Raw genomic sequence first — 23,336 nt, 5'->3', positions numbered from 1 at the left:
CCGGGCTCGGCGAGGAGCGGGTGCTGCGGCTCGTGTTCGAGCCGGGCATCGAGGGCGTGCAGGAGCTCGCGCTCGCGGTGCGCGAGCCGGTCGACCGCTTCGTGCGGCAGCTGGCCGAGCAGCGGCTGGTGTGCAGCGAGATCCGCATCGTGCTGCGCGGCGAGGAGGGCCGGGTGAGCGAGCGCCTCTGGCGCCAGCCCGGGTTCCTGCGCGCGGGCGACATCGTCGACCGGATGCGCTGGCAGCTCACCGAGAGCGACCTCGGCTCGGCGCTCGTCGAGGTGCAGGCGCTGCCGGAGCGGCTCGACGCCGACGCCGAGCACATGCCGGGGCTGTGGGGCGGCGGCGACATCGACGACCGCACGAAGCACGCGCTCGAGCGGCTGCAGGGCATGCTCGGCCGCGAGGCGGTGCTGACCGCGACGCCCGGCGGCGGGCGGCTGCTCGCCGAGCGCGGGGTGCTGACGCCCTGGGGCGACGCGGCGCCGGCGCAGGTCGCTGGCCCCTGGCCGGGCGCGCTGCCGGCGCGAGCTACTCGACCAACGGAGGGGAGGGTCTCGAGGCGCGCGCCGCCGGCGCTAGCGCTCGAGCACGACGGCGAGGCCCTGTCCCACGCCGATGCAGATCGCCGCGACCGCGACGCCGCTGCCGCGACGGGCGAGCTCGTGCGCTGCACGGCCGATGATGCGTCCGCCCGAGGCGCCGAGCGGGTGCCCGATCGCCAGCGCACCGCCGTGGATGTTGAGGCGCTCCGGGTCGAGCTCCGGCCAGCCCTTCAGGTCGGCGAGCGCCTGCGACGCGAATGCCTCGTTCAGCTCGACGAAGTCGACGTCGGCCCACGTTCGGCCCGCCCGGGCGAGCGCCTTGTTGGCGGCCTCGATCGGTGCGAGTGGGAAGTCGTCGGGGTCGACGCCGTGGCTGGCTCGCCCGGCGATCCGCGCGAGCGGCTCGCGATCCAGCGCACCCTCGGCGCCGACGAGCACGGCCGAGGCGCCGTCGTTGATCGACGACGCGTTGCCTGCAGTGACCGTGCCGTCGTCTGCGAAGAGCGCACGCAGGCCCGCGAGCCGCTCGAGCGAGGTGTCGGCACGGATGCCCTCGTCGCGCGCGAGCTCGGCGCCGGGCACCTGCACGATCTCGCCGTCGAAGACGCCGGCAGCCCAGGCCTCGGCCGCCAGCCGGTGCGACCGCACCGCGAAGGCGTCCTGCGCCTCGCGCGAGATGCCGTGCTCGCGCGCGACCTTCTCGGCCGACTCGCCGTTGCTGATCGTCCAGTGCGAGGGCAGTGCGCGGTTGACCATGCGCCAGCCGATCGACGTGTTCCACATCTGTGGGTTGCCGGTCGCCGGCCACGGCTTCGGCGACTTCTCGACGACGAACGGCGCGCGGCTCATCGACTCGACGCCGCCGGCGAGCACGAGCTCGGCGTCGCCGGACTCGACCGCGCGGGCCGCCTGGATGACCGCCTCGACCGAAGACGCGCACAGACGATTGACCGTCACGCCCGTCACCGACGTGGGCAGCCCGGCGAGCAGCGCGCCGAAGCGCGCGACGTTGCGGTTGTCCTCGCCCGCCTGGTTGGCGTCGCCGAAGATGACGTCGGCGATGCGCTCCGGATCGATGCCCGTGCGCTCGACCGTCTCACGCATGACGAGCGCCGCGAGGTCGTCGGGGCGCACGCCCGAGAGCGCTCCGCCGGCGCGCCCGAACGGGGTGCGGACGGCGTCGTAGACGAAGGATGCGGTCACGATGCGTCCTGTCCGGCGGTCCGGCTGTCGGCCAGCGCGAGGCCGGTGAGCTCCGACAGCGAGGCGACGGTGTTGTCGCCGAACGCCTCCCGCACGGCGAAGCCCGCTTCGGTGACATCGAAGATCGCGTGGTCCGTGTACACGCGCGTCACGCATCCGACACCCGTGAGGGGATAGGTGCAGGCCGCGACGAGCTTGGGCTCGCCCTGCTTCGTGAGCAGGTCGGTGAAGACGTAGACGCTCTTCGCGCCGATCGCGAGATCCATCGCGCCGCCGACGGCGGGGATGGCGCCGGGCGCGCCGGTCGACCAGTTGGCGAGGTCGCCGGTCTCGGAGACCTGGAAGGCGCCAAGCACGCACACGTCGAGGTGGCCGCCGCGCATCATCGCGAACGAGTCGGCGTGGTGGAAGTACGCCGCGCCCGGCAGCGCCGTGACCGGCTGCTTGCCCGCGTTGATGAGGTCGGGGTCGACGCTGCCCTGCTCGGGCGCCTCGCCCATGCCGAGCAGGCCGTTCTCGGTGTGCAGGATGATCTCCTGATCGACCGGCAGGTAGTTCGCCACCAGCGTCGGGGCGCCGATGCCGAGGTTGACGTAGGAGCCCTCGGGGATGTCTGCGGCGATGCGCCGGGCGAGGTCGTCGCGGCTGATGCGCGTGGTCACTGGTCCACCTCCACGGGAGCGGGAGCGTCGCCGAGGCGGCGCCCCTCGACGTCGACGCCGCCGACGAACGCGCCGTCGCGCAGCCAGGGCCGGGAGCCGACCGCGACGACGCGGTCGACGAAGATGCCGGGGGTGACGACCTGCTCGGGGTCGAGGGTGCCGAGCGGCACGATCTCGTCGACCTGGGCGATGGTCACGCGGGCCGCCGTCGCCATGACGGGGCCGAAGTTGCGGGCCGTCTCGCGGAACACCAGGTTGCCCCAGCGATCGCCGCGCAGCGCTGAGATGAGTGCGACGTCGGCGTGGATCGGGTGCTCGAGCACGTAGGTGCGCCCGTCGATCTCGCGCGTCTCCTTGCCCGCGGCGAGCTCGGTGCCGACCCCGGTGGGGGAGAAGAAGGCGCCGATGCCGGCGCCGGCCGCGCGGATGCGCTCGGCGAGGTTGCCCTGCGGCACGAGCTCGAGCTCGATGCGGCCGTCGCGGTAGAGGCCGTCGAAGACCCAGGAGTCGTGCTGCCGCGGGAACGAGCAGATGATCTTGCGCACCCGGCCGGTCGCCAGCAGGGCAGCCAGGCCCGTGTCGCCGTTGCCGGCGTTGTTGTTGACGATCGTGAGGTCGCTCGCGCGGCTCCGGATGAGTGCGTCGATCAGCTCGACGGGCTGACCGGCGCGGCCGAAGCCGCCGATCATCACCGTCGCGCCGTCGTCGATGCCGGCGACCGCCGCCTCGAGATCGGGCACGGACTTGTCGATCACGCTTGCCTCCTGTGTTCGCTCTGCGAACCGATGTTCGTATAACGACTATATCGGTCCGGTGCGGCGATTGCCAGGGCGAGCGCCTCCTGCTGCCCGGGGGAGACGCGCCCTCAGGCCTCGGCGGCGAGCACCTCGTTCGCGAGCTTGAACGCCGTGTTGGCTGCGGGCACCCCGCAGTAGACCGCGGACTGCAGGATGACCTCCTTGATCTCGTCGGGGGTCAGCCCGTTGCGCAGCGCGGCACGCACGTGCATGACGAACTCCTCGTGGTGCCCGAGCGCGATCATCGCCGTGAGCACCGCGACCGAGCGCGAGCGCCGGTCGAGGCCCGGCCGCGACCACACGTCGCCCCACGCGACCCGGGTGATGAAGTCCTGGAAGTCGGCCGTGAAGGGTGTCGTGGCCGAGACGGAGCGGTCGACGTGCGCGTCGGAGAGCACCTCGCGCCGCACGTCCATGCCCTGCAGGTAGCGCTCCGCGTCGGTCAGGCCTTCGCCGAACGGTCGGCTCATGCTGCGCCTCCTCGCGCGAAGTGGTCGAGCAGCACGCGGGCGGTCGCCTCGGGCTGCTCGGCGGGCGGCAGGTGGGCGGCGTCGGCGATCATCGCCGCTGAGCCGTGGTGCACGCCCGTCGCGATCTCCTCGGCCTTCGCCGCAGGTGCGACGGCATCGTGCTCGCCCCACACCGCCACGACGGGCCGTTCGATGTCGCTGAGCCGGTCGCGCACGTCGAAGCCGGCGAGCGCCTCGCAGCACCGTGCGTACGACTCGTCGTCGGCCTCCTGCAGCGCGTGCAGCAGGCGCCCGCTCAGGTCGGGCTCGCGCTCGATCGAGCCGGGCGCGAACCAGCGCTGCGCCGAGCCGCTGATGAGCGACGAGGTCGACTGGGCGCGCACCTGCGCGGCGCGCTCGTGCCAAGCCTGCGGATCGCCCAGCTGCGCCCCGGAGGCGACGATCGCGGCCGAGTCGACCAGGTCGGGATGGCGCAGCAGCAGCTCGAGCCCGGTGGCGCCGCCGAGCGACACACCGGCATAGCGGATGCGTGTGCACCCGGCATCGCGGACGGCTCGCGCCACCGCGTCGGCGAGGTCGGCGACGGTGAACGGGTCTTCGGTGCGCGGCGAGGCGCCGTGGCCGGGCAGATCCCAGGCGAGCAGCCGGTGCTCCTGCCCGAGCGCGGCGACCGTGCGCTCCCAGAGGATGCTGGAGGTGCCGAGCGACGGGCCGAGCACGAGCGGCGCACCGTCGTCGATGCCGCCCAGCGGGGTGAGGGTGAGCGTCGGGACGGTCATTCGGCCTCCTGCTGCCGATCGTGGCGAGTGCTGGGCGTGGCGGGGCGGGTGCCGCTCACGGCCTCGTCGACGAGCCCTCCGGCGAGCCCGGTGTACTCCTGCGGGTCGATGAGGCGCTCGACGTCGACGTCCGCCGCGCCGGCCTCGGCGAGCGCCGCGCGGACAGCGTGGGCGAGGTCGCCGCCCGCGGCCACCGACCCGACGATCGCACGCACCGCATCCGCCCCGATGATGGGACCGAGCGCGAGCGAGAGCCGCTCGGCGACGAGGAGCCCGCGCGTGGCGCCGAGGTTGCGCGCCACCGCGTCGAGGTCGACGCGGAGGCCCGCGGTCATGCTTGCCGCGTGCGCGGTCGCGCCGAGGGCCAGGCGCAGCAGCTCGCGCAGCGTCGGCCACTCCGCGTGCCAGGCGCCATCGGGCCGCTCATCGCCGGCGAGCGCCGACGCGAGGTGGAGCGTGGCGCCGAGCTGCGGCGCGCGCAGTGCCGCCGAGCGGATCAGCACGGCCGCCGCGGGGTTCTGCTTCTGCGGCATCGCCGACGAGCCGCCGCCGGAGCCCTCGGCGAGCTCGCCGATCTCGGTGCGGCTGAGCGTGGCGACATCGGTGGCGATCCGGCCGACGGCGTCGATCGCCTGCACGAGCGCGTCGCCGAGCTCGGTGACCGGCCAGCGGGTGACGTGCCAGGGGGCGTCCGGCACCGCCAGGCCGGTCTCGGCCGCGAACGCCTCGACGATCGTGCGGACGGTGCCGCTCGGCTCCACCGCATCGCGGGCGAGCTCGACGAACGAGGCGAGCGTGCCGCCCGCGCCGCCGAGCTGGGCCGGCAGCGCCGCGCGGGCAGCCGCGAGGCGCTCGGCGGCGCGGCGCACGCCCCGCAGCCAGGTGGCGGCCCGCAGCCCCACCGTGGTCGGCACGGCGTGCTGCGTCAACGTGCGAGCGGCCGCGACCGCGTCGCGGTGCTCGACCGCGAGTGCTGAGAGCGCCCGCTCGGTCGCGGCCAGGGAGTGCAGCGCCTGGTCGGCCGCCGCTCGCGCGGTGAGCATGAGTGCGGTGTCGAGGATGTCCTGGCTGGTTGCTCCGCGGTGCACCCAGGCGCGCGCGGCGTCGGGCACCGCGGCGCGCAGCGCCGGGACGAGCGGGATGACCGGGTTGCCGCCCGCGACGGCTGCGGCCGCCAGGGGCTGGAGGGCGATCCCGTGGAGCAGGCACGGGAGCCCCGCGCCCTGCCAGCCGAGCGCATCCGACACCGCATCGACCGCGTGCGCGGGCGCGAGCCCCGCGGTGCCGAGCGCTCGCACGAGCGCCACCTCGGCGGCCACGAGCGCGTCGAGCACCGAGGCGTCGGCGACGGACGCGTCGGTGCCGACCGTGAGCGGCGACAGCAGGCCGTCATCGATGGCGGTCACGTTCCTCCTCGCGGCCGGGGGGGGGTGCTGCGCCCGGGCCGCCTCGGCGCCGAGCGTATCGGAGCGGTCGTTCGTCAGAAGCGGATGAAGACGGTCTCGCGCTCGCCCTGCAGCCGGATGTCGTGGCGCAGGGAGCCGTCCGGCAGGCGCGTGGCGATGAGCGTCTCGCGCTCGACCGGCGTGAGCGAGGCCAGCAGCGGGTCGGCGTCGAGGCGCTCGCGATCCTCCGGCAGGTAGATGCGGGTGTGCAGCTTGTGCGGCAGCCCGCGGGCGTAGACGATCGTGGCGAAGAAGGGCGCCGCGCCGTCGACCGGCCCCGGGTCGCGGGTCCAGAACTCGAAGTGCCCCTCGTCGGTCGTGAACGCGCGGCCGAAGCCGGTGAAGGTGTGGTCGTCGCGCCGGAGGCTCCCGCGAGCCCGGGGGATCGCGCCGTGCTCGTCGGCCTGCCAGATCTCGACGCAGGAGTCGGGGATGGGTGCACCCGCGCCGTCGAGCACGGTGCCGCCGAGCACGATCGCGCCCGGGCTGTGCGGGAACGCGAGCTCGTGCATCTTGGGGTACTGCAGCCCGAACGCGAAGAACGGCCCGATGGTCTGGCCGGCGGTGGGCTCGAGCGGCGCCGTGCCGCGTCGGTCGCGCGCGCTGCTCGCGCTGGTCTCTGCGGGCATCAGTGCTCGTCCTCCGGCTCGAACCAGGTGGCGTCGGGGCCGTCGACGACGATGTCCCAGCGGTAGCCCATCGAGAGCTCGGGCACCGTCAGGTCGTGGTCGTACGCGGCGATCAGCCGGTCGCGATCGCGCTGCGAGCGGATCGAGTTGTAGATCGGGTCGAGGGCGAACAGCGGGTCGCTGGGGAAGTACATCTGGGTGATGATCCGCTGCGTGAAGCCGGTGCCGAAGACCGAGAAGTGGATGTGCGCCGGCCGCCACGCGTTGACGTGGTTCTTCCAGGGGTAGGGGCCGGGCTTGATCGTCGTGAACGCATACTCGCCGTCGTCGTTCGTGACGATGCGGCCGGCGCCGGTGAAGTTCGGGTCGAGCGGCGCGGGATGCTGGTCGCGCTGGTGGATGTAGCGGCCCGCCGCGTTGGCCTGCCAGATCTCGAGCAGCTGGTTGCGCAGCGGCCGGCCCCAGCTGTCGAGCAGCCGGCCCTGCACGGTGATCCGCTCGCCGAGCGGCTCGCCCGAGTGCTGCAGCGTGAGATCCGACTCGACCTTCGCGACGTCGCGCTGGCCGTAGGCGGGGGACCACAGCTCGATGGTCTCGGGGTCGACCAGTCGCGGGTCCTTCGTGGGGTGTCGCAGGATGCTCGAGCGATAGGGCGCGAAGTCGTACAGCGTGGCGGGCAGCTCCTCGCCCTCGGCGACCCGTCGCTCGGCGTCGGCGTGCAGCTCGCCGATCTCGCGGGTGATCTGCTGCTGCGACGGCATGTCGGCCGACGCCAGCAGCGACTCGGGCGCAGCGGCGACGGGCTCGAGGGCCACGGGTGACGAGAACGCCTCGTCGTCGGGCTCGATGGGCATGGGGCCTCCTTGCGTGCGAGCGCCGGGCTCGGGGCATCCGGCGGACGAGTCCAGCGTCACACCCCGGCGGCGCTCGACTCGCCTCGATTCCCGCTCAGTGAGACTGCGATGCCTCGAGCGCCGCACGCAGCTCGCGCGCGGCCTGCACGACGAGCGGGGCGAGCCGGCGGCCCTCGGCGCGCTCGAGGTGCACGACGACGCCGATCGCCACGGGCGGCAGCCCGTCGACCCGGCCGAGCGCGGCGGCGAACGACATGTTGCCGAGCGTCATCTCCTCGCGCGTGACCGCGTAGCCGCGCGCCCGGGTGCGGTCGAGATCCTCCCGCAACGCCAGCTCCGTCACGAGCGATCGCGTCGTCTGGGGCAGCAGAGCGCGCTCGAAGTACTGCCGCAGCCACGGCTCGTCGCGGGTCGCCAGCAGCGCCTTCCCGACGCCGGTGGTGTGCAGCGGCTCGCGGCTGCCCATGCGGCTGATGGTCGCGATCGAGGCGCGACCGGTGACCCGGCCGACGAAGAGCGCGTCGCTCGTCGCGGGCGTCGAACCGTCGAGCACCGCGAGGTGCACGTTCTCGCCCGTCGCGTCGTAGAGGCGCATCATGTGCGGCAGCGCCGTCTCGCGCAGCCGCAGCGACAGGGGCGACAGCTCGCCGAGCTCCCACAGCCGGGCTCCGATCGCGTAGCGGTGCCCGGGCACCCGCATGAGCAGGCCCTGCGCCACCAGCGTCGCCAGCAGCCGGTGCAGGCTGGAGAGCGCGATGCCCGTGCGCTGGGCGAGCTGCGCCGCCGAGAGCTCGGCCGCGTCCTCGTGGAACGCGGCGAGCACGCGCAGCGCTCGGTCGAGGAGCCCGTCGGTCACCTCCGCACCCTATGCCGCGCGGCCGGTGCCGGCGCGGCAGACTGGCGGCGACGAAGCGGGCGCTGCCCGCGAGACGAGCGAGGGAGACGCCATGGCGACCACCGTACGCACCCGAGTCGCGATCATCGGAGCCGGGCCCGCGGGCCTGCTCCTGTCGCACCTGCTGGCCAAGGACGGCATCGAGTCGATCGTGCTCGACCGGCGCAGCCGTGAGGAGATCGAGAGCACCATCCGCGCCGGGATCCTCGAGCAGGGCACGGTCGAGCTGCTCGAGCAGTCGGGCGGCTCGACCCGGGTGCGGACCGACGGCCACCGTCACGACGGGATCGAGCTGCGGTTCGCCGGCGAGGGCCACCGCATCGACTTCCCGGCGCTCGTGGGCCGGAGCGTCTGGCTCTACCCGCAGCACGAGGTGCTCGCCGACCTCATCGCCGCTCGTCTCGGCGAGGGCCAGGACCTGCGGTTCGGCGTCACCGCGATGCGGGTCGAGCACGCCGACACCGGATCGCCGCGCGTCGTCGCGGAGGATGCGGACGGCGCGGCCCTGCACATCGAGGCCGACTTCGTGGTCGGTGCCGACGGCTCGCGCTCGGTCGCCCGCCAGGCGGTGTCGGCATCGCGTGCCGACGACTACTTCCGCGAGTACCCCTTCGCGTGGTTCGGCATCCTGTGCGAGGCGCCGCCGAGCGCGTCGGAGCTGATCTACAGCAACTCGCCAGACGGCTTCGCGCTCATCAGTCAGCGCAGCGAGACGGTGCAGCGCATGTACCTGCAGTGCGACCCCGCCGAGGATCCGGCCGCGGCGACCGAGGAGCAGCTGTGGGAGCGCCTGCAGGCGAGGGTGCTCGGCACGCCGCTGCAGCGCGGCCCGATCTTCCAGCGCGACATCCTGCGGTTCCGCAGCTTCGTCGCGCACGAGCTGCGGCGCGGCCGCGTGGCGCTGGTCGGCGACGCCGCGCACACCGTGCCGCCGACCGGGGCGAAGGGGCTGAACCTCGCGGTCGCCGATGTGGTGGTGCTCTCGCGGGCGCTCCGGGCGCTGCTGCTGAGCCGCGACGAGCGGCTGCTCGACGCCTACGCCCAGACGGCGCTGGCGCGGATCTGGAAGGCGCAGCACTTCTCGTGGTGGATGACGAGCATGCTCCACGTCTCGCCCGACGCCTCGGCGTTCGATCGGCAGCGCCAGCTCGGCGAGCTGCGCTCGGTGGTGGAGTCGGAGGCCGGCCGCACGTACCTCGCCGAGGCGTACACGGGCTGGCCGATGCCGACGGATGCGTGACGTCGCATCACGATCGGGTCACGGCGCGCGCTCCAGGTTGACACCCGTCGATTCGCGCTCCTAGTGTTCTCACTAAGCACACTCGTTCGCACAGCGGTCAGTTCCGCGAGTGTCGCGTCCGATCGCCGTGTCCCTCGGCGGTGTTCAAAGGAGAACAGCTCATGCGCAGACCCCTCGCTCTCGCGGCCCTCGTCGCCGCCGGCGCACTCACCCTCGCCGGCTGCTCGGGCGGCGGCACGCCCTCGGCCACCGAGCCCGCGCCGGGAGCGACCGACGGCGGCAACGCCTCCGGCGAGCTCACGCCCATCTCGGTGGGCGTGATCCCGATCGTCGACGTCGCCGCGATCTACCTGGGCGTCGAGGAGGGCTTCTTCGAGGAGGAGGGGCTCGACGTCACGCTCGAGCTCGCGCAGGGCGGCGCCGCCATCGTGCCCGCCGTGGTCTCGAACGAGTACCAGTTCGGCTTCAGCAACGTGACCTCGCTGCTGCTCGCGACCAACAACGGCGTGCCGCTGCAGGCCGTCGGTGCCGGCAACTTCACGACGGGCCAGGACCCGGACATCGGCGCCGTCGTCGTGCCCGCCGACTCCGACATCCAGAGCGCGGCCGACCTGGGCGGCCGCAGCGTCGCCGTCAACACGCTCAACAACATCGGCGACTCGACCGTGCGCAACGTCGTCGACGAGGCGGGCGGCGACTCCTCGGGCATCCAGTTCGTCGAGATGGGCTTCCCCGACATGCCGGCCGCGATCTCGGGCGGGCAGGTCGAGGCGGCCTGGATCCTCGAGCCGCACCTGACCCGCGCCCTGCAGGCCGGTGCGCGCGTGGTCTCGTGGAACTTCGCGGAGACCGATCCCGATCTGATGATCTCCGCCTACTTCACGAGCCAGCCGTTCGCGGCCCAGAGCCCCGAGGTCGTCGAGGCCTTCACGCAGGCGCTGAACCGCTCGCTCGACTTCGCGGAGGAGAACCCCGACGCGACGCGCGCGATCCTGGGCGAGTACACCCAGATCGACCCTGCGGTGGCAGAGGCCATGACCATGCCGCGCTTCAGCTCCGAGTTCTCGACCGACACGGTGCAGCTGCTGGCCGACCTCGCCCTCGAGTACGGCATGGTCGATCAGGAGATCGACTTCAGCGCGCTGGTGCCGTGACGTCACTCGCCGCCGGCACCCGTTCCGCGCCGAGCATCCCCAGCTGGGTGCTCGGCGCGGGCGGGGTCGCCATCCTCTTCCTCCTCCTCGAGGTGGTGCCGCGCGTCGGCTTGGTCGACGCCCGCTACCTGCCGCCGGTCTCCGAGATGCTCGCCGCCCTCGTCAGCGCGCTCGGCACCGGGGCCTTCTGGATCGCTGTCGGGGAGACGGTGCTCACGTGGAGCATCGGCCTCGCGATCGCCCTCGTCGCCGGCGTCGTGCTCGGCGTCGTCATCGGCTCCTCCGCCTTCCTGCGCGAGTTCACCGCCTCGACCATCGAGTTCCTGCGCCCCGTGCCCTCGGTGGCGCTCATCCCGGTGGCCGTGCTGCTGCTCGGCACCGGCATGGCCTCGACCCTGCTGCTCGTCGTCTACGCGAGCTTCTGGCAGGTGCTCATCCAGGTGCTGGCCGGCGTGCAGGACGTCGACCCCGTCGCGAGCGACACCGCTCGCTCCTACCGCTTCCGGCGCGTGACCGAGGTGCGCACCGTCGTCTGGCCCACCACGCTGCCCTACGCGATGACCGGCCTGCGGCTGGCGGCATCCGTCGCCCTCATCCTGACCGTCACCGGCGAGCTGCTGATCAGCTTCGACGGCATCGGCGGCCTGTTCGAGACCGCGCGCCAGTCGGGCAACGTGCCCGTCATGTACGCCTACGTCATCGTGACCGGCATCCTCGGCCTGCTCGTCAACGTGCTGGCCCGATTCGCCGAGCGGCGCCTGCTGTTCTGGCACCCGTCCATCCGGGGAGAGGCGCTCTCATGAGCACCATGGCACTGCGCGTCGTCTCGCGCCGCGACCGCGACCAGCAGCCCAGGAGCTCCGGCGCCGGCCGTGCGCTCGCCGTCCTCCGCCGCATCGTCATGCTGCTGGGCCTGCCGGTGATCCTCGTCGCCGCGTGGTGGTTCGCCTCCGCTGGCAGCACGAACTTCCTGAACCCGCCGCTGGCGACCATCATCGACCAGTTCTGGCCGACCTGGTTCGGCGGCGAGACGTTCGGCGACTCGCGGTTCGTGCAGGATGTGCTGCCGAGCCTCGGCCGCATCCTGATCGGCTTCCTCATCGCGGTCGTCTTCGGCGTCGTGCTCGGCATCCTGATCGGCTCCTTCCGCCCGCTGCGCGACGCGCTCGAGCCGGCCCTCGAGTTCTTCCGCGCGGTGCCGCCGCCCGTGCTGGTGCCGATCTTCATGCTGTTCCTCGGCATCGGCGACCAGATGAAGGTCGTGGTCATCGCCATCGGCTGCCTGTGGCCGATCCTGCTGAACACCGTCGAGGGCGTGCGCGGCATCGACCCGGTGCTGAAGGACACGGCGCACTCCTACCGCTACACCCGCCTCGGCCGGCTCTTCCGGCTGACGCTGCCCGGCGCCAGCCCCCAGATCGTCACGGGCGCACGCCAGGCGCTCTCGATCGGCATCATCCTGATGGTGATCAGCGAGATGTTCGCCGCGAGCGAGGGCCTCGGCTTCTCGATCGTGCAGTTCCAGCGCAGCTTCGCCATCCCGCAGATGTGGGGCGGCATCATCCTGCTCGGCGTGCTCGGCGTGCTGCTCGCACTCATCTTCCGCGTCATCACCGGCGCGATGCTCAAGTGGTACTTCGGGTACCTGCAGACCCAGCGTGGAGGTTCCTGAAATGTCCGATCCCACTCCCGTCGCGCACGCGATGCTCGAGGTCGACCACGTCGGCAAGACCTACACCGGCCGGGGCGAGCCGGTCGAGGCCATCGCCGACCTGCAGTTCTCGATCGGCGCCGGCGAGTTCGTCTGCGTCGTCGGCCCCTCTGGCGCCGGAAAGACGACGCTGCTGCGGATCCTCGCCGGCCTGCTCTCGCCCACCAAGGGCGAGGTGCGCCTCGACGGCGCCGTCGTGTCGTCGCCGCCGGAGGGCATGGCGGTGGTGCTGCAGGAGTACGGCCGCTCGCTCTTCCCCTGGATGACGGTGGCGCAGAACGTCGAGCAGCCGCTGAAGGAGAAGCGCGTCCCGGCCGAGCGCCGCAAGCAGCTCGTCGCCGACGCGCTGACCGCCGTCAGCCTGGGCGGCGACGGCGACAAGTACCCCTGGCAGCTCTCGGGCGGCATGCAGCAGCGCGTCGCGATCGCCCGTGCGGTCGCCTACGAGCCCAAGGTGCTGCTGATGGACGAGCCCTTCGCGGCCGTCGACGCCCAGACGCGGTTCGAGCTCGAGGACCTGGTCCGCGCGCTGTGGCAGCGGCTCGGCGTCACCGTGGTGTTCGTCACCCACGACATCGACGAGTCGATCTACCTCGCGCAGCGCGTGATCGTGCTCTCGGGACGCCCGACGATCCTGCTGGAGGACGTCTCGATCGACCTCGGCGACGTGCGCGATCAGCTCGAGACCCGGGCGGCGCCCGAGTTCGCCCGGCTGCGCACGCACGTCTACGAGCTCGTGCAGGCGGCGAAGAAGGGCGCGCGCTCGCTGAGCGACGCCCAGCTCTCGCACTAGGTCGCCGTCGTGTCGACCACCGGCGTCGCCGAGCACAGCGGCGAGTTCGTCCAGTCCCTCGATCGCGGGCTCGCCGTCATCCGCGCCTTCGGTCCCGAGAAGCCGCGGCTGACGCTCAGCGACGTGGCCCGCGAGACGGGGCTCAGCCGGGCGTCGGCCCGGCGCTTCCTGCACACGCTCGTCGAGCTCGGCTACGTCGGCAACGAGGGCGGCACCTTCCACCTGCGCCCCCGGCTGCTCGAGCTCGGGTACGCCTACCTGTCGACCCTCGGGCTGCCAGAGGTCGCGCGTCCGCACCTGCGCATCCTCTCCGAGGCGACGGGCCAGTCGTCGTCGCTCGCGGTGCTCGACGACCTCGAGATCGTCTACGTCGCCCGCGTCGCGGTGTCGCGCATCATGTCGGCCGCGATCGGCGTGGGCACGCGCCTGCCCACCTTCGCGACCTCGATGGGCCGTGTGCTCATCGCGTTCTCGCCCGAGGAGGTGCGCGAGCGCTTCCTGGAGCGCGTCGACCTGCCGGCGCTGACGCCGTACACGATCACCGACCGCGACGCGCTGCGCGCCGAGCTCGAGCGCGTGCGCGAGCAGGGCTGGGCGCTCGTCGATCAGGAGCTCGAGGAGGGGCTGCGCTCGATCGCCGTCCCCGTGCGCGACGCGTCGGGACAGGTGGTGGCGGCGGTCAACGTGGCCGCGCCGGCCAGACGGGATGCCGCGCCCGGCAGATCAGAGCCGCTCGAACCGCTGCTGGAGGCCGCGGCCGGCATCGAGCGCGATCTCGCGCAGACCGGCGTCGCCTGACGCGACCGCGCCCGTCAGGAGCGGGTCGGCCGGCTGACCCGCGTGCTCGCTCGGCGCACGACGAGCCTCGCGACGAGGCGCCAGCCGACGAGCAGCAGCAGCAGCGTCAGCGTCGCCACGATGACGAACGGCGCGGCCGTGCCCTGCCCGCTCAGCACGCGCAGCAGCATCCCACCCACGACGGTCACCAGCCAGATCGACACACCCGTGCGCAATGGCGCGAGCGGCGCCCGCCAGCCTCGGCACGCGAGCCACCCGATCGCCAGCGCGACGAGGAACGGCCATGCCGTCGTCGCCAGCCCCAGGCCCCATGAGCCGAGCACGTCGCCGTCGTGCGTGGCGCGCCCGATCGCGGCGAAGGCGATGACCGCGACCGCGTCGACGGCGATCGCCCCGCCCACGCGGGCACGGGACAGGCGGGCGGATGCATCGGGCCGGGTCGTGCGCATGCCTCGACGCTATCGAGCACGGCTGGGGCGCGCGCCTTGTGCTCGATCGACGCCGAGCGTACGGTGCGACCGGGATGCCGGGCGACCGAGCGGGGAGCGACATGGACGAGCGGGTGGCGGCGTTCCGGCGCCTGCACGAGCAGGGCACGTTCGTGATGCCGAATCCCTGGGACGTGGGCAGCGCCGTGACGCTCGAGCGACTGGGGTTCCCGGCGCTCGCGTCGACCAGCGCCGGCGCCGCCTGGAGCATGGGTCGGGCCGACAACGGCGTGCCGCTCGACGCGATGCTCGCGCACCTGCGCTCGCTGACCGAGGCGGTCTCGGTGCCGGTCAATGCCGACTTCGAGGGCGGCTTCGCCGTCGAGCCCGAGCGGCTTCGCGAGACAGTGCTGGCCGCGACGGCCACCGGGATCGCGGGCCTGTCGATCGAGGACTCCACGGGCGACGCTGAGCATCCGCTGCACGACCGCTCGCTCGCGGTCGAACGCATCCTCGCCTCGCGCGGCGCGATCGACGAGAGCGGCACGGGGGTGGTGCTCACCGCCCGGTCGGAGGGCTACGTCGTCGGCCGGCCAGACCTCGACGAGACGATCGCGCGCCTGCGCGCCTACGCCGACGGGGGCGCCGACTGCCTCTATGCGCCTCGGCTTGGAAGCGTCGAGGAGGTCGCCGCCATCGTCGCCGCGGTCGCACCGAAGCCGGTGAACCTGCTCATCAATGCGCCGTTCATCACCGTCGCCGAGGCCGCCGAGCTCGGCGTGCGCCGCATCAGTGTAGGCGGCACCCTCGCCCGCGCCGCCTGGGGCGGTTGGCTCGACATCGCGCGGGAGATCGCCGAGCAGGGCACCTTCTCAGGGTTCGCCGGGCTGCCGGACGTTGAGGGGCTGATGCGGCAGTCGCCATAGCGCTCGCGTCGCCCGGCCCCTCGATCGCAGGGCCCGTGCCGCACCGGTTCTCCACAGCCTTCTTGCCATGTCAGTGGCCCGTGATGCAATGCCTGCATGGACGGTTTCGGGCTCGATGGCGAGGAGTACATCGCCGCGATCCGTGCTGGCGCGGTCGACCCGTACGGGCAGTCCGCCGATGAGCTGCAGGCGTCGCTCGATGACTTCGATGTGGAGCTGCGCCGGCGCATCCTGGCGATGACCGACGAGGAGGTCGCCGCCGGCGCGCAGGTCCCGCTGCTGCCGTCCGAGCCGGAGTCGCCGCTGCAGGAGCGGCTGCGCCAGGACACCGAGTTCGTCGCGCGCCTGCGGGCGATCGAGACGCAGTCGGCGCGGATGGAGGGCGAGCGGCGGGCGCTGCTGGCCGCCCACATGCAACGCGTCATCGCGATGGCGGGCGATGCCGGCCCGAAGGTGAAGGAGCTGGCGATGATGGCCGCGGTGGAGCTGGGGCTGACCGCTGGCGGGATGGTGCAGCGGATCACAGAGGCGTGGACCATCGTCACCGAGCTGCCCGCCGCCCACGACGCCGCCACGGCGGGCCGCATCACCACCGCGCACCTGCGCATCATCGAGGCGGAGACCCGTCCGCTGCGCCTCGACACCGAGGTCGTCCCCGCCGAGCAGGCGCGGGTGGTCGACGAGCTGGTCGCGGTCGCAGAGTCGACGAGCACGAGCCGGCTGCGGTCCCGCGCGAAGCGGATCGTCAACGACGTGCTCACCGTGCCATTGCAGGTGCGGCACGACGCGGCGCGAGAGCGGCGGCAGGTGTCGCTGTTCCCCGGCGGCGACGGCATGGGCGACCTGGTGGTGCACGGCCCGATCCTGGAGCTCACCGCCTGCATGGACCGACTCACGCAAGCCGCCCGGCGGAAGCCGAAGGACGATCCGCGCACCTTCGACCAGTTCCGCACCGACGCGCTGCTCGAGCTGATGCTCGCCGGCGTCGTGCCGGAGGACCTGCACGGCATCTCGCCCATCAAGGCGCACGTCGCGATCACGATCCCCGCGACCGAGCTGCTGCACGACGAGGAGCAGGCCCGGGGCGTGGCCGGGCCGGCCGACCTGCACGAGCACCGGCTTCGCCTGCAGCGCCTCGCGGGCGGCGGCGAAGGCCGCGGCAGGCACGCGCCGTCCGTCGTCGGCGAGGGCGGCGGGCAGCACCCGCACGCGGTGCGCGCCGAGCCGCTCGTGCTCGAGGTAGCCGACCTCGACCAGCCGCTCGGCGTCGGTCGAGCGGGCGTGGCCGGCGATCACGAGCGCGCAGCCCGACTGCGCCTGCCGCACCAGCGCCGCGTCGCGCGCGTGCACCCAGGGCGAGAGGGGCTCGGCGAGCAGCGGCTCCCCGTCGTCCCAGATCGCCAGCAGCCCGAGGCGGCCCGCGGGCGCGTAGACGGCGGATCGCGGCCCGATGATCGCGACCGGATCGCCATCGATGCATCGCAGGAACCCGCGATAGCGATCGGGCCCCTTCTGCCGCGCGTCGAGCTCGACCACGCGCTCGGCACCGACGGCCGCGCTGAGGGCGAGCCGCAGCTGCCGCTGCTCGCGGTGGTCGGGCACGACGATGATCGCCTGCTCGCCGCGCGCGATGGCCTGCCGCGCGAGCGACGCGAGCGCGATCGCCCACCGGCCGATCCACGCCTCGTCCTTCCCTGCGGGCGCGTCGGCGTCGGGCACCGCGGCCACCCCGCCCGCGCACTCGAGCGCGACGCGGCGCCGGGCCTCGACGAGCCCCGGCAGCGGGGCGGATGCGTCGCCGTCGTCGAGCAGGTNCGGCCGATCCACGCCTCGTCCTTCCCTGCGGGCGCGTCGGCGTCGGGCACCGCGGCCACCCCGCCCGCGCACTCGAGCGCGACGCGGCGCCGGGCCTCGACGAGCCCCGGCAGCGGGGCGGATGCGTCGCCGTCGTCGAGCAGGTCGGGCAGCGGAGGCAGCGGGGGCGGCTCGGGCGCGCCGTCGGCGCGCGCCGCGAGCCAGGCCTTCTCGACGCGCGCCTGGCGGCCGGGGATCGCGACGCGCAGCACGTCGGCGGCGCTGCCGGCCGCCCGGTCGGCGACGGCTCGGGCCAGCGCCCACACCTCCGGCTGCAGCACCGGCACCGACGAGATGACCTGCCCGACGTCGGCGACCTCGCCCTCCCAGGCGCGCGCATCCGTCACCTCGACGACGAAGCCGGTCGCCATCCGGTCGCCGCGCAGGGGCACCCGCACGCGCACGCCCGGCGCGACGCCGGTCAGCGACGGCGGCACCCGGTACTCGAAGAGCCGGTCGAGCTGCGGCAGCCGCGAGTCGACGACGACGCGGGCGAAGCCGCCCGCCGCGGCCTCGGCCGCCACCTCGGTCAGAGCCCCGCGGCGGCGCGCAGGTCGTCGACGCGGTCGAGCTGCTCCCAGGTGAAGCCGGGCAGCTCGCGGCCGAAGTGGCCGTACGCCGCCGTCTGGCGGTACTTGGGCTTGCGCAGGTCGAGGTCGCGCACGATCGCGCCGGGGCGCAGGTCGAACACGGCGCTGATCGCCGCGCCGATGGCCTCGTCGTCGATCACGCCGGTGCCGAACGACTCGACGTAGACCCCGACGGGCTGCGCCATGCCGATCGCGTACGCGGCCTGCACCTCGAGGCGCTTCGCGAGGCCCGCGGCGACCGCGTTCTTCGCCACCCAGCGCAGCGCGTACGCGGCCGAGCGGTCGACCTTCGACGGGTCCTTGCCGCTGAACGCGCCGCCGCCGTGGCGGGCGGCGCCGCCGTAGGTGTCGACGATGATCTTGCGGCCGGTGAGGCCGGCGTCGCCCTTGGGGCCGCCGGTGAGGAACGACCCCGAGGGGTTGACGATCGCGCGCATGGCGCTGGCGTCGAGGCCGAGGTCGGCGACGACCGGGTCGATGACGTGCGAGATGACGGCATCGCGGATCTCGTCGTTCGTGACCCCCGGCGCGTGCTGGGTCGAGACGAGCACGGTGTCGACCGAGACGGGGCGGAAGCCGTCGTAGCCGATCGTCACCTGCGTCTTGCCGTCGGGGCGGAGGAACGGGATCTCGCCCGAGCGGCGCACGGCGGCGAGTCGCTCGGCGAGCCGGTGCGCGGCCCAGGCCGTGGCCGGCATGAACGACGGCGTCTCGTCGGTGGCGAAGCCGAACATGATGCCCTGGTCGCCGGCGCCGTCGCGGTCGAGCGGGTCGACCGAGCCGTCGCGGGCCTCGACCGCCGTGTCGACGCCGGTCGCGATCTCGTGCGACTGCTCGCCGATCGAGACGGTGACGCCGCACGAGTGGCCGTCGAACGACACCTCGCTCGAGTCGTAGCCGATGTCGACGATCACCTTGCGGGCGACCGAGGCGATGTCGACGTAGCCCGAGGTGCGCACCTCGCCGGCGACGTGCACGAGGCCGGTGGTGACGAGCGTCTCGACCGCGACGCGCGCCTCGGCGTCCTGCGTCAGCATCGCGTCGAGCACGGCGTCGGAGATCTGGTCGGAGATCTTGTCGGGGTGGCCCTCGGTGACCGACTCCGAGGTGAAGAGCCTCAGGCTCACGGCTGCTCCTTCTGCTGCGCTGCCAGGCGGAGCGCGACGGTGTCGATGATGGCCCGGGCCACTGACGTCTTCGAGCCCGACGCATCCGCCACCACGCCGTCGGCGTCGAGCACCTGCACCCGGGTGTCGACGGCGCCGAAGCCGGCGTCGTGGCCGACGCGGTTGACGACCAGCAGGTCGGCGCCCTTGCGGGCGAGCTTGTCGCGGCCGCGCTGCAGCAGCGCCGCGTCGTCGGGCTCGGTCTCGGCGCCGAAGCCGACGACCACGCTGGCGCGCGGCTGCTGGGCGAGCTCGTGCAGGATGTCGGGGTTGAGGGCGAGCGTCAGCGTCGGCGCCTCGCCCCACGCCTCCTTCGTGCGCTTCTCGTCGGCGACGCCGTCGACGCGGTAGTCGGCGACGGCTGCGGCCATCACGATCACGTCGGCGCCGGCGCGGGCGAGCATGGCGTCGCGCAGCTGCGCGGTGGTCTCGACCTCGACGAGCTCGACGCCGGCGGGCGCGGGCACGTGCAGGTTGGCGCCCACGAGGGTGACGGCGGCTCCCGCGTCGCGCGCGGCGGCGGCGAGGGCGACGCCCATGGCGCCGCTCGACCGGTTGCCGAGGAACCGCACGGGGTCGATCGGCTCGCGGGTGCCGCCCGCGCTCACCACGACGGTCGTGCTCGCCAGCGGTCGGGGGGCGGATGCGTCGCTGACGGCGGAGAGGGCCGCCGCCACCACGTCGGTGGGCTCGGCCATGCGGCCGACGCCGGAGTCGTCGCCGGTCAGCTGGCCGGCGACGGGACCGACGATCGTGATGCCGCGCTCGGCGAGCGTGCGGATGTTGGCCTGCGTCGCCGCCTGCTCCCACATCTCGGTGTGCATCGCGGGTGCGATGACCAGCGGCGCCCGGGAGGCGAGGATGGTGGTGCCGAGCAGGTCATCGGCGAGGCCGGCGGCGATCTTCGCGATGGTGTTCGCGGTCGCCGGCAGCACGACGATCAGGTCGGCCGACTGGCCGAGCGCCACGTGGCGCACGGCGGCGACGTCGTCGAAGACCTCGTCGGAGACGGGATTGCGGCTGAGCGCCTCGAGCGTCGGCCTGCCGATGAAGCGCAGCGCCGCTGCGGTCGGCACGACGTGCACGTCATGCCCCGCCAGCACGAGCTCGCGGATGGCGAGTGCTGCCTTGTACGCGGCGATCCCGCCGGAGATCCCGACGACGACGCGCATCAGGCCTCGGCGGTCTCGTCCTTGGTGAGCACGAGCTTGTCGGCGTGGATCTCGTGCAGCGCGACGGAGAGCGGCTTGTCCTCGATCGTGGCGTCGACCAGCGGGCCGACGTTGTCGAACATCGAGCCCTCGTGGATGTCGGTGTAGTAGTCGTTGATCTGGCGCGCGCGCTTCGACGCGTAGATGACCAGCTGGTACTTCGAGTCGACCTTGTCGAGCAGCTCGTCGATCGGGGGGTTGATGATGCCCTTGGCCATGCGTGCCTCCTGCAGTTGGATGTGGCGAGCGGGGCTGACCCCGCGAAGCTCGTGCGCCGTACGGGCGCAAGCGACCATCCTACCGCGCGCGGAGGCAGAGCGCGCGTCGGGGCGTGCGAGCTACTCGGTGGCCCTCCCCCGCCGCTCCTCGACGATCCGCACAAGGCTCTTCGCGAGCAGCCAGGCGGCGACGAGCCCGATCTGGATCAGCACCATCGCACCGAGGAAGACCGCGAGGAACTGCAATTCGACGGGCATGGCCGCGAGGCCGCTGCCGCTGTCGACGGCGGGCACGTCAGCGCTCCTCGTGAGTGAGCGGTCTGGTCTCCATCGTTCCTCGTTCCGCATCGGACCGGCGATGAGCCGGTGATGCGTGCTCCGACGTCTGGAGAGCACGGCGTGCTGGTACTGCTTGCTGCTCCCAGCATGGCGTGTACCCCACCCGCCCGTCAAGCGGGCGCGTTGCCCGTGCTAGCGGGTGCCGCGCGGCGTCTGCGTGATGGTCATCGTGCGCTCGACGACCGCCCGGGCGACGTCGTGCAGGCTCAGATTGTGGTGCCTGGCGTGGGCGCGCAGCATGTCGAAGGCCCGCTCGACGTCGACGTGCGCCGAGGCCGCCAGCACGCCCTTCGCCTGCTCGATCACGACCCGGCTGTCGAGCGCGTGCCGGAGCTGCTCGTTGACCGCGGAGCTCTCGCGCAGCACGCGCTCGTGCAGGATGCCGATCGAGGCGATGTTGGCGAGGCCGCGGGCGATCTGCGCCTCGGCCGGATCGAGCTCGCCCGGGCTCGTGCGGAACAGGCCGAGCGCCCCGATCGACTGGGAGCGCACCCGCAGCGGCAGCCCGTAGGAGGAGTGGTACCCCTCGCGCAGCGCCGCGTCGCGGAACTCGGCCCACTCCGCCTTCATCGTGGCGACGTCGGCGACGCTCACCGCCTCGCCCGTCTCGAAGCACTCCACGCACGGCCCCTCGCCCGCGTTCAGTTGCATGATCTCGACGAACGCCGCGCCCTCGCTGGTGGACGCCACGAGCTCGAGGTCGCCGTGGCCGGAGGAGAGCAGCAGGCCCGCGGCCTGCACATCGAGCAGCTTCAGGCACTCGTCCATGAGCACGTGGAGCAGCTCGACCACGTCGTACTCGGAGGTCAGCGTCTCGGCCAGCGTCATGAAGGCGGCGTCGACCCGGCCCTGCCTCGATGCATCGATCATCGAGCCCACGTCCTTCCGTCGAATCCGGTCACTGGCCCGCGCCTGGATCATCGAGCTTCAGGCGTCGCGCCACGACTTCCTGTGCCACCGATTCTAGCGACGCACCGGTCGCGAACGCATGCGCTCTGAGACGCGAGAGCGCCTCGGAGGCAGTCAGATCGAGCTGCACGAGCAGCATGCCCGTCGCCTGGTGCACGACGCGTCGCAGCTCGGGCGCCCGTGCCCCGCGCGGGGTCTGATCGTCGACGGCGACCGCGGCCGCGAGCCGCAGCGCCGCGCGCGCGGCGACCGCCGCGAGCGAGCGCGCCTTCGCGATCTCGCTGCGGCTGAGGCTGCCCGTGGTCGTCCGGTACAGGTCGACGACGCCGACGCTGGCGGAGCCGAGCGTGAGCGGGAAGGCGAACAGCGCCCGCACCGGCAGCTCGGTGGCGGCCGCGCCGAAGACCGGCCAGACGGCCGGCGCCTCGTGCACGTCGGGCACGAGCACCGACTGCCCGGTGCGCAGCGCCTCCCAATGCGGGCCCTCGCCGAGCGAGAACTGCAGCTGCTCGAGGCGAGCAGCCACCGCATCGCTCGCGCCGACGGTGGAGTGGCCGGGGCCGGTGACCACCGAGATCGACGCGCCGTTCACCGAGAGCAGCTCGACGAACGGCGCCAGCAGCTCGCGGGCCGCGTCGTCGAGCGCCATGCCACCCGAGCCCACAGCGCCTCGGCCGGCGCCTTCGTCGTCCATCCGGTTCCTCAACGAGCTTCCTCAGGCCGTCAGCGCCTGCCGCCGACTCCGATCATACGCGCGCGGAGCGCTCCGCGGCAGGCGGGGCGCCCGCATCGGCCTCGGCCGCGAGGATGTGCTCGACCACCTCGCGCGCGGCCTCCGCCACATCGGCGTTGACGATCGTCGCGTCGAACTCCGACTGGCTCGCCAGCTCGACGCGGGCCGAGGCGAGCCTGCGCTCGCGCTCCTCCTCGGTCTCGGTGCCTCGGCCGACGAGCCGGCGCACCAGCTCCTCCCACGACGGCGGCGCGAGGAACAGCAGCACCGCATCCGGGAACGACTCGCGCACCTGCCGGGCGCCCTGCAGGTCGATCTCGAGCAGCACCGACGAGCCCTCGTCGAGCGCCGCCTGCACGCTCGAGCGTGGCGTGCCGTAGCGGGACTTGTTGTGCACCGTCGCCCACTCGAGGAACTCCCCCTCGTCGACGAGCCGGTCGAAGTCGGCGTCCGAGACGAAGGCGTAGTGCACGCCGTCGATCTCCCCGGGCCGGGCGGCCCGGGTGGTGGCGCTCACCGACTGGCGGATCTGCGGGAAGTGCTCGCGCACGTACTGCGCGACGGTGCCCTTGCCGACCGCGGTGGGGCCGGCGAGCACGATGAGGCGGGGGCGACGAGAGGGATCCACGGAGTCCAGCCAACCGCGAACCCGCTCGCGCTGCAAACCGCCGAGCCCGCCGAGCCGCTTCGCCGGCGCGATGCCCAGCTCGCGCATGAGCGACTCGACGCGCTTCGGACCCATGCCGCGCCGCGCGCCCAGGAACTCGCTCACGCGCAGCCGCGCCTCGGGGCTGCCGGGCTCCTGCCAGGCGCGCTCGGCCACATCGCGCGGGCCGCGCTGGCCCGCGCTGAGCGCCCGCTTCACCGCGGCTCGGGCACGGCGCGCATCGACGGCGGCGCGCCCGGCGACGCTCGGGTCGGGCACCGGCGGCAGGTCGAGGGTGCCCGGCGTCATCGGCCCGGCCTCATCGGCTCGGCCTCATCGGC

25 protein-coding genes and 1 pseudogene are annotated in these 23,336 nt (G+C 73.3%); 8 read left to right on the top strand and 18 right to left on the bottom strand.

What is annotated here, in order from left to right:
• Positions 1 to 578: 578 nt before the first annotated feature.
• The 9 genes from Q9250_RS13715 to Q9250_RS13675 all read right to left on the bottom strand — a co-directional run bounded on the left by Q9250_RS13715 (position 579) and on the right by Q9250_RS13675 (position 8,240).
• The gene (locus Q9250_RS13715) at positions 579 to 1,748 is read right to left on the bottom strand and encodes a thiolase family protein (RefSeq protein ID WP_306232456.1); all 1,170 of its coding nucleotides are present in this window, start codon (positions 1,746 to 1,748) and stop codon (positions 579 to 581) included.
• Positions 1,745 to 2,410 carry a 3-oxoacid CoA-transferase subunit B gene (locus Q9250_RS13710; RefSeq protein ID WP_306232454.1) on the bottom strand — a complete coding sequence of 222 codons (666 nt, stop codon included), beginning with the start codon at positions 2,408 to 2,410 and terminating at the stop codon, positions 1,745 to 1,747. The genes Q9250_RS13715 and Q9250_RS13710 overlap by 4 nt, the downstream gene beginning before the upstream one ends.
• Entirely contained in the window at positions 2,407 to 3,165 is a 759-nt protein-coding gene (locus tag Q9250_RS13705; RefSeq protein ID WP_306232453.1) for a 3-oxoacid CoA-transferase subunit A, read from the bottom strand. The genes Q9250_RS13710 and Q9250_RS13705 overlap by 4 nt, the downstream gene beginning before the upstream one ends.
• Before the next feature lie 110 nt (positions 3,166 to 3,275).
• The gene (gene pcaC / locus Q9250_RS13700; protein WP_306232452.1) at positions 3,276 to 3,677 is read right to left on the bottom strand and encodes a 4-carboxymuconolactone decarboxylase; all 402 of its coding nucleotides are present in this window, start codon (positions 3,675 to 3,677) and stop codon (positions 3,276 to 3,278) included.
• Positions 3,674 to 4,456 (bottom strand): alpha/beta fold hydrolase, encoded by a 783-nt coding sequence (locus Q9250_RS13695; protein WP_306232451.1) that lies wholly within the window; start codon positions 4,454 to 4,456, stop codon positions 3,674 to 3,676. Before Q9250_RS13695 ends, pcaC begins: the two co-directional genes overlap by 4 nt.
• Complete coding sequence (locus tag Q9250_RS13690; protein ID WP_306232449.1) at positions 4,453 to 5,862, bottom strand: lyase family protein; 1,410 nt, start codon at positions 5,860 to 5,862, stop codon at positions 4,453 to 4,455. The genes Q9250_RS13695 and Q9250_RS13690 overlap by 4 nt, the downstream gene beginning before the upstream one ends.
• A 74-nt stretch (positions 5,863 to 5,936) precedes the next feature.
• A complete protein-coding gene (pcaG, locus tag Q9250_RS13685) occupies positions 5,937 to 6,530 on the bottom strand; it encodes a protocatechuate 3,4-dioxygenase subunit alpha (protein WP_306232448.1) in 594 nt (197 codons plus the stop codon).
• On the bottom strand, positions 6,530 to 7,384 hold the full coding sequence (gene pcaH / locus Q9250_RS13680) for a protocatechuate 3,4-dioxygenase subunit beta (protein WP_306232447.1): 855 nt from the start codon (positions 7,382 to 7,384) through the stop codon (positions 6,530 to 6,532). The genes pcaG and pcaH overlap by 1 nt, the downstream gene beginning before the upstream one ends.
• 94 nt (positions 7,385 to 7,478) lie before the next feature.
• A complete protein-coding gene (locus Q9250_RS13675) occupies positions 7,479 to 8,240 on the bottom strand; it encodes an IclR family transcriptional regulator (protein WP_306232446.1) in 762 nt (253 codons plus the stop codon).
• Between the two features lie 91 nt (positions 8,241 to 8,331).
• On the opposite strand from Q9250_RS13675, the gene Q9250_RS13670 reads away from it, so the two are divergent.
• From Q9250_RS13670 to Q9250_RS13645, 6 genes are all read left to right on the top strand, one after another.
• On the top strand, positions 8,332 to 9,519 hold the full coding sequence (locus Q9250_RS13670) for a 4-hydroxybenzoate 3-monooxygenase (RefSeq protein ID WP_306232445.1): 1,188 nt from the start codon (positions 8,332 to 8,334) through the stop codon (positions 9,517 to 9,519).
• A gap of 161 nt (positions 9,520 to 9,680) precedes the next feature.
• Entirely contained in the window at positions 9,681 to 10,673 is a 993-nt protein-coding gene (locus Q9250_RS13665; protein ID WP_306232444.1) for an ABC transporter substrate-binding protein, read from the top strand.
• Entirely contained in the window at positions 10,670 to 11,476 is an 807-nt protein-coding gene (locus tag Q9250_RS13660; RefSeq protein WP_306232443.1) for an ABC transporter permease, read from the top strand. Before Q9250_RS13665 ends, Q9250_RS13660 begins: the two co-directional genes overlap by 4 nt.
• The gene (locus tag Q9250_RS13655; RefSeq protein WP_306232442.1) at positions 11,473 to 12,345 is read left to right on the top strand and encodes an ABC transporter permease; all 873 of its coding nucleotides are present in this window, start codon (positions 11,473 to 11,475) and stop codon (positions 12,343 to 12,345) included. The genes Q9250_RS13660 and Q9250_RS13655 overlap by 4 nt, the downstream gene beginning before the upstream one ends.
• A gap of 1 nt (position 12,346) precedes the next feature.
• Positions 12,347 to 13,177, top strand: a complete 831-nt coding sequence (locus Q9250_RS13650; RefSeq protein WP_306232441.1) for an ABC transporter ATP-binding protein — start codon at positions 12,347 to 12,349, stop codon at positions 13,175 to 13,177.
• 9 nt (positions 13,178 to 13,186) lie between these two features.
• On the top strand, positions 13,187 to 13,975 hold the full coding sequence (locus tag Q9250_RS13645; protein WP_306232439.1) for an IclR family transcriptional regulator domain-containing protein: 789 nt from the start codon (positions 13,187 to 13,189) through the stop codon (positions 13,973 to 13,975).
• A gap of 14 nt (positions 13,976 to 13,989) precedes the next feature.
• Here Q9250_RS13645 and Q9250_RS13640 read toward each other — a convergent pair whose 3' ends face one another.
• Positions 13,990 to 14,424 carry a DUF3054 domain-containing protein gene (locus Q9250_RS13640; RefSeq protein ID WP_306232437.1) on the bottom strand — a complete coding sequence of 145 codons (435 nt, stop codon included), beginning with the start codon at positions 14,422 to 14,424 and terminating at the stop codon, positions 13,990 to 13,992.
• Positions 14,425 to 14,498: 74 nt separating this feature from the next.
• Between Q9250_RS13640 and Q9250_RS13635 the strand changes: the two genes are divergently transcribed.
• Together Q9250_RS13635 and Q9250_RS14220 are read left to right on the top strand one after the other, a co-directional pair.
• On the top strand, positions 14,499 to 15,329 hold the full coding sequence (locus Q9250_RS13635) for an isocitrate lyase/PEP mutase family protein (RefSeq protein ID WP_306232436.1): 831 nt from the start codon (positions 14,499 to 14,501) through the stop codon (positions 15,327 to 15,329).
• 96 nt (positions 15,330 to 15,425) lie between these two features.
• Positions 15,426 to 16,346, top strand: a pseudogene (locus tag Q9250_RS14220) (DUF222 domain-containing protein); the annotation flags it as partial.
• 275 nt (positions 16,347 to 16,621) lie between these two features.
• Here the strand turns inward: Q9250_RS14220 and Q9250_RS14215 are convergent.
• The 8 genes from Q9250_RS14215 to gmk all read right to left on the bottom strand — a co-directional run bounded on the left by Q9250_RS14215 (position 16,622) and on the right by gmk (position 23,304).
• A complete protein-coding gene (locus tag Q9250_RS14215; RefSeq protein WP_422665109.1) occupies positions 16,622 to 17,620 on the bottom strand; it encodes a primosomal protein N' family DNA-binding protein in 999 nt (332 codons plus the stop codon).
• 92 nt (positions 17,621 to 17,712) lie between these two features.
• Positions 17,713 to 18,900 carry a methionine adenosyltransferase gene (metK, locus tag Q9250_RS13625; protein ID WP_306232433.1) on the bottom strand — a complete coding sequence of 396 codons (1,188 nt, stop codon included), beginning with the start codon at positions 18,898 to 18,900 and terminating at the stop codon, positions 17,713 to 17,715.
• Positions 18,897 to 20,111, bottom strand: a complete 1,215-nt coding sequence (gene coaBC, locus Q9250_RS13620) for a bifunctional phosphopantothenoylcysteine decarboxylase/phosphopantothenate--cysteine ligase CoaBC (RefSeq protein ID WP_306232432.1) — start codon at positions 20,109 to 20,111, stop codon at positions 18,897 to 18,899. Before coaBC ends, metK begins: the two co-directional genes overlap by 4 nt.
• Positions 20,111 to 20,368 carry a DNA-directed RNA polymerase subunit omega gene (rpoZ, locus tag Q9250_RS13615; protein WP_306232431.1) on the bottom strand — a complete coding sequence of 86 codons (258 nt, stop codon included), beginning with the start codon at positions 20,366 to 20,368 and terminating at the stop codon, positions 20,111 to 20,113. The genes coaBC and rpoZ overlap by 1 nt, the downstream gene beginning before the upstream one ends.
• 120 nt (positions 20,369 to 20,488) lie before the next feature.
• The gene (locus tag Q9250_RS13610; RefSeq protein ID WP_306232429.1) at positions 20,489 to 20,662 is read right to left on the bottom strand and encodes a hypothetical protein; all 174 of its coding nucleotides are present in this window, start codon (positions 20,660 to 20,662) and stop codon (positions 20,489 to 20,491) included.
• A 177-nt stretch (positions 20,663 to 20,839) separates the two neighbouring features.
• On the bottom strand, positions 20,840 to 21,577 hold the full coding sequence (locus Q9250_RS13605; protein ID WP_306232428.1) for a GAF and ANTAR domain-containing protein: 738 nt from the start codon (positions 21,575 to 21,577) through the stop codon (positions 20,840 to 20,842).
• A 28-nt stretch (positions 21,578 to 21,605) separates the two neighbouring features.
• Positions 21,606 to 22,310 (bottom strand): GAF and ANTAR domain-containing protein, encoded by a 705-nt coding sequence (locus Q9250_RS13600; RefSeq protein ID WP_306232426.1) that lies wholly within the window; start codon positions 22,308 to 22,310, stop codon positions 21,606 to 21,608.
• Between the two features lie 52 nt (positions 22,311 to 22,362).
• On the bottom strand, positions 22,363 to 23,304 hold the full coding sequence (gene gmk / locus Q9250_RS13595; RefSeq protein WP_306232425.1) for a guanylate kinase: 942 nt from the start codon (positions 23,302 to 23,304) through the stop codon (positions 22,363 to 22,365).
• Between the last annotated feature and the right edge of the window lie 32 nt (positions 23,305 to 23,336).

It is taken from the genome of Agrococcus beijingensis (genome assembly GCF_030758955.1).
Lineage (GTDB): Bacteria > Actinomycetota > Actinomycetes > Actinomycetales > Microbacteriaceae > Agrococcus > Agrococcus beijingensis.
This window is presented reverse-complemented; position numbering and strand designations above follow the sequence as displayed.

Excerpts from the sequence above, each read along its gene's own strand:
- Q9250_RS13650 (WP_306232441.1), top strand. The coding sequence starts at position 12,347 with ATGTCCGATCCCACTCCCGTCGCGCACGCGATGCTCGAGGTCGACCAC.
- pcaH (WP_306232447.1), bottom strand. The coding sequence starts at position 7,384 with ATGCCCATCGAGCCCGACGACGAGGCGTTCTCGTCACCCGTGGCCCTC.
- pcaC (WP_306232452.1), bottom strand. The coding sequence starts at position 3,677 with ATGAGCCGACCGTTCGGCGAAGGCCTGACCGACGCGGAGCGCTACCTG.
- pcaG (WP_306232448.1), bottom strand. The coding sequence starts at position 6,530 with ATGCCCGCAGAGACCAGCGCGAGCAGCGCGCGCGACCGACGCGGCACG.
- rpoZ (WP_306232431.1), bottom strand. The coding sequence starts at position 20,368 with ATGGCCAAGGGCATCATCAACCCCCCGATCGACGAGCTGCTCGACAAG.
- Q9250_RS13665 (WP_306232444.1), top strand. The coding sequence starts at position 9,681 with ATGCGCAGACCCCTCGCTCTCGCGGCCCTCGTCGCCGCCGGCGCACTC.
- gmk (WP_306232425.1), bottom strand. The coding sequence starts at position 23,304 with ATGACGCCGGGCACCCTCGACCTGCCGCCGGTGCCCGACCCGAGCGTC.
- Q9250_RS13640 (WP_306232437.1), bottom strand. The coding sequence starts at position 14,424 with ATGCGCACGACCCGGCCCGATGCATCCGCCCGCCTGTCCCGTGCCCGC.
- Q9250_RS13695 (WP_306232451.1), bottom strand. The coding sequence starts at position 4,456 with ATGACCGTCCCGACGCTCACCCTCACCCCGCTGGGCGGCATCGACGAC.
- Q9250_RS13670 (WP_306232445.1), top strand. The coding sequence starts at position 8,332 with ATGGCGACCACCGTACGCACCCGAGTCGCGATCATCGGAGCCGGGCCC.
- Q9250_RS13655 (WP_306232442.1), top strand. The coding sequence starts at position 11,473 with ATGAGCACCATGGCACTGCGCGTCGTCTCGCGCCGCGACCGCGACCAG.
- Q9250_RS13635 (WP_306232436.1), top strand. The coding sequence starts at position 14,499 with ATGCCGGGCGACCGAGCGGGGAGCGACATGGACGAGCGGGTGGCGGCG.
- Q9250_RS13605 (WP_306232428.1), bottom strand. The coding sequence starts at position 21,577 with ATGATCGATGCATCGAGGCAGGGCCGGGTCGACGCCGCCTTCATGACG.
- coaBC (WP_306232432.1), bottom strand. The coding sequence starts at position 20,111 with ATGCGCGTCGTCGTCGGGATCTCCGGCGGGATCGCCGCGTACAAGGCA.
- Q9250_RS13600 (WP_306232426.1), bottom strand. The coding sequence starts at position 22,310 with ATGGACGACGAAGGCGCCGGCCGAGGCGCTGTGGGCTCGGGTGGCATG.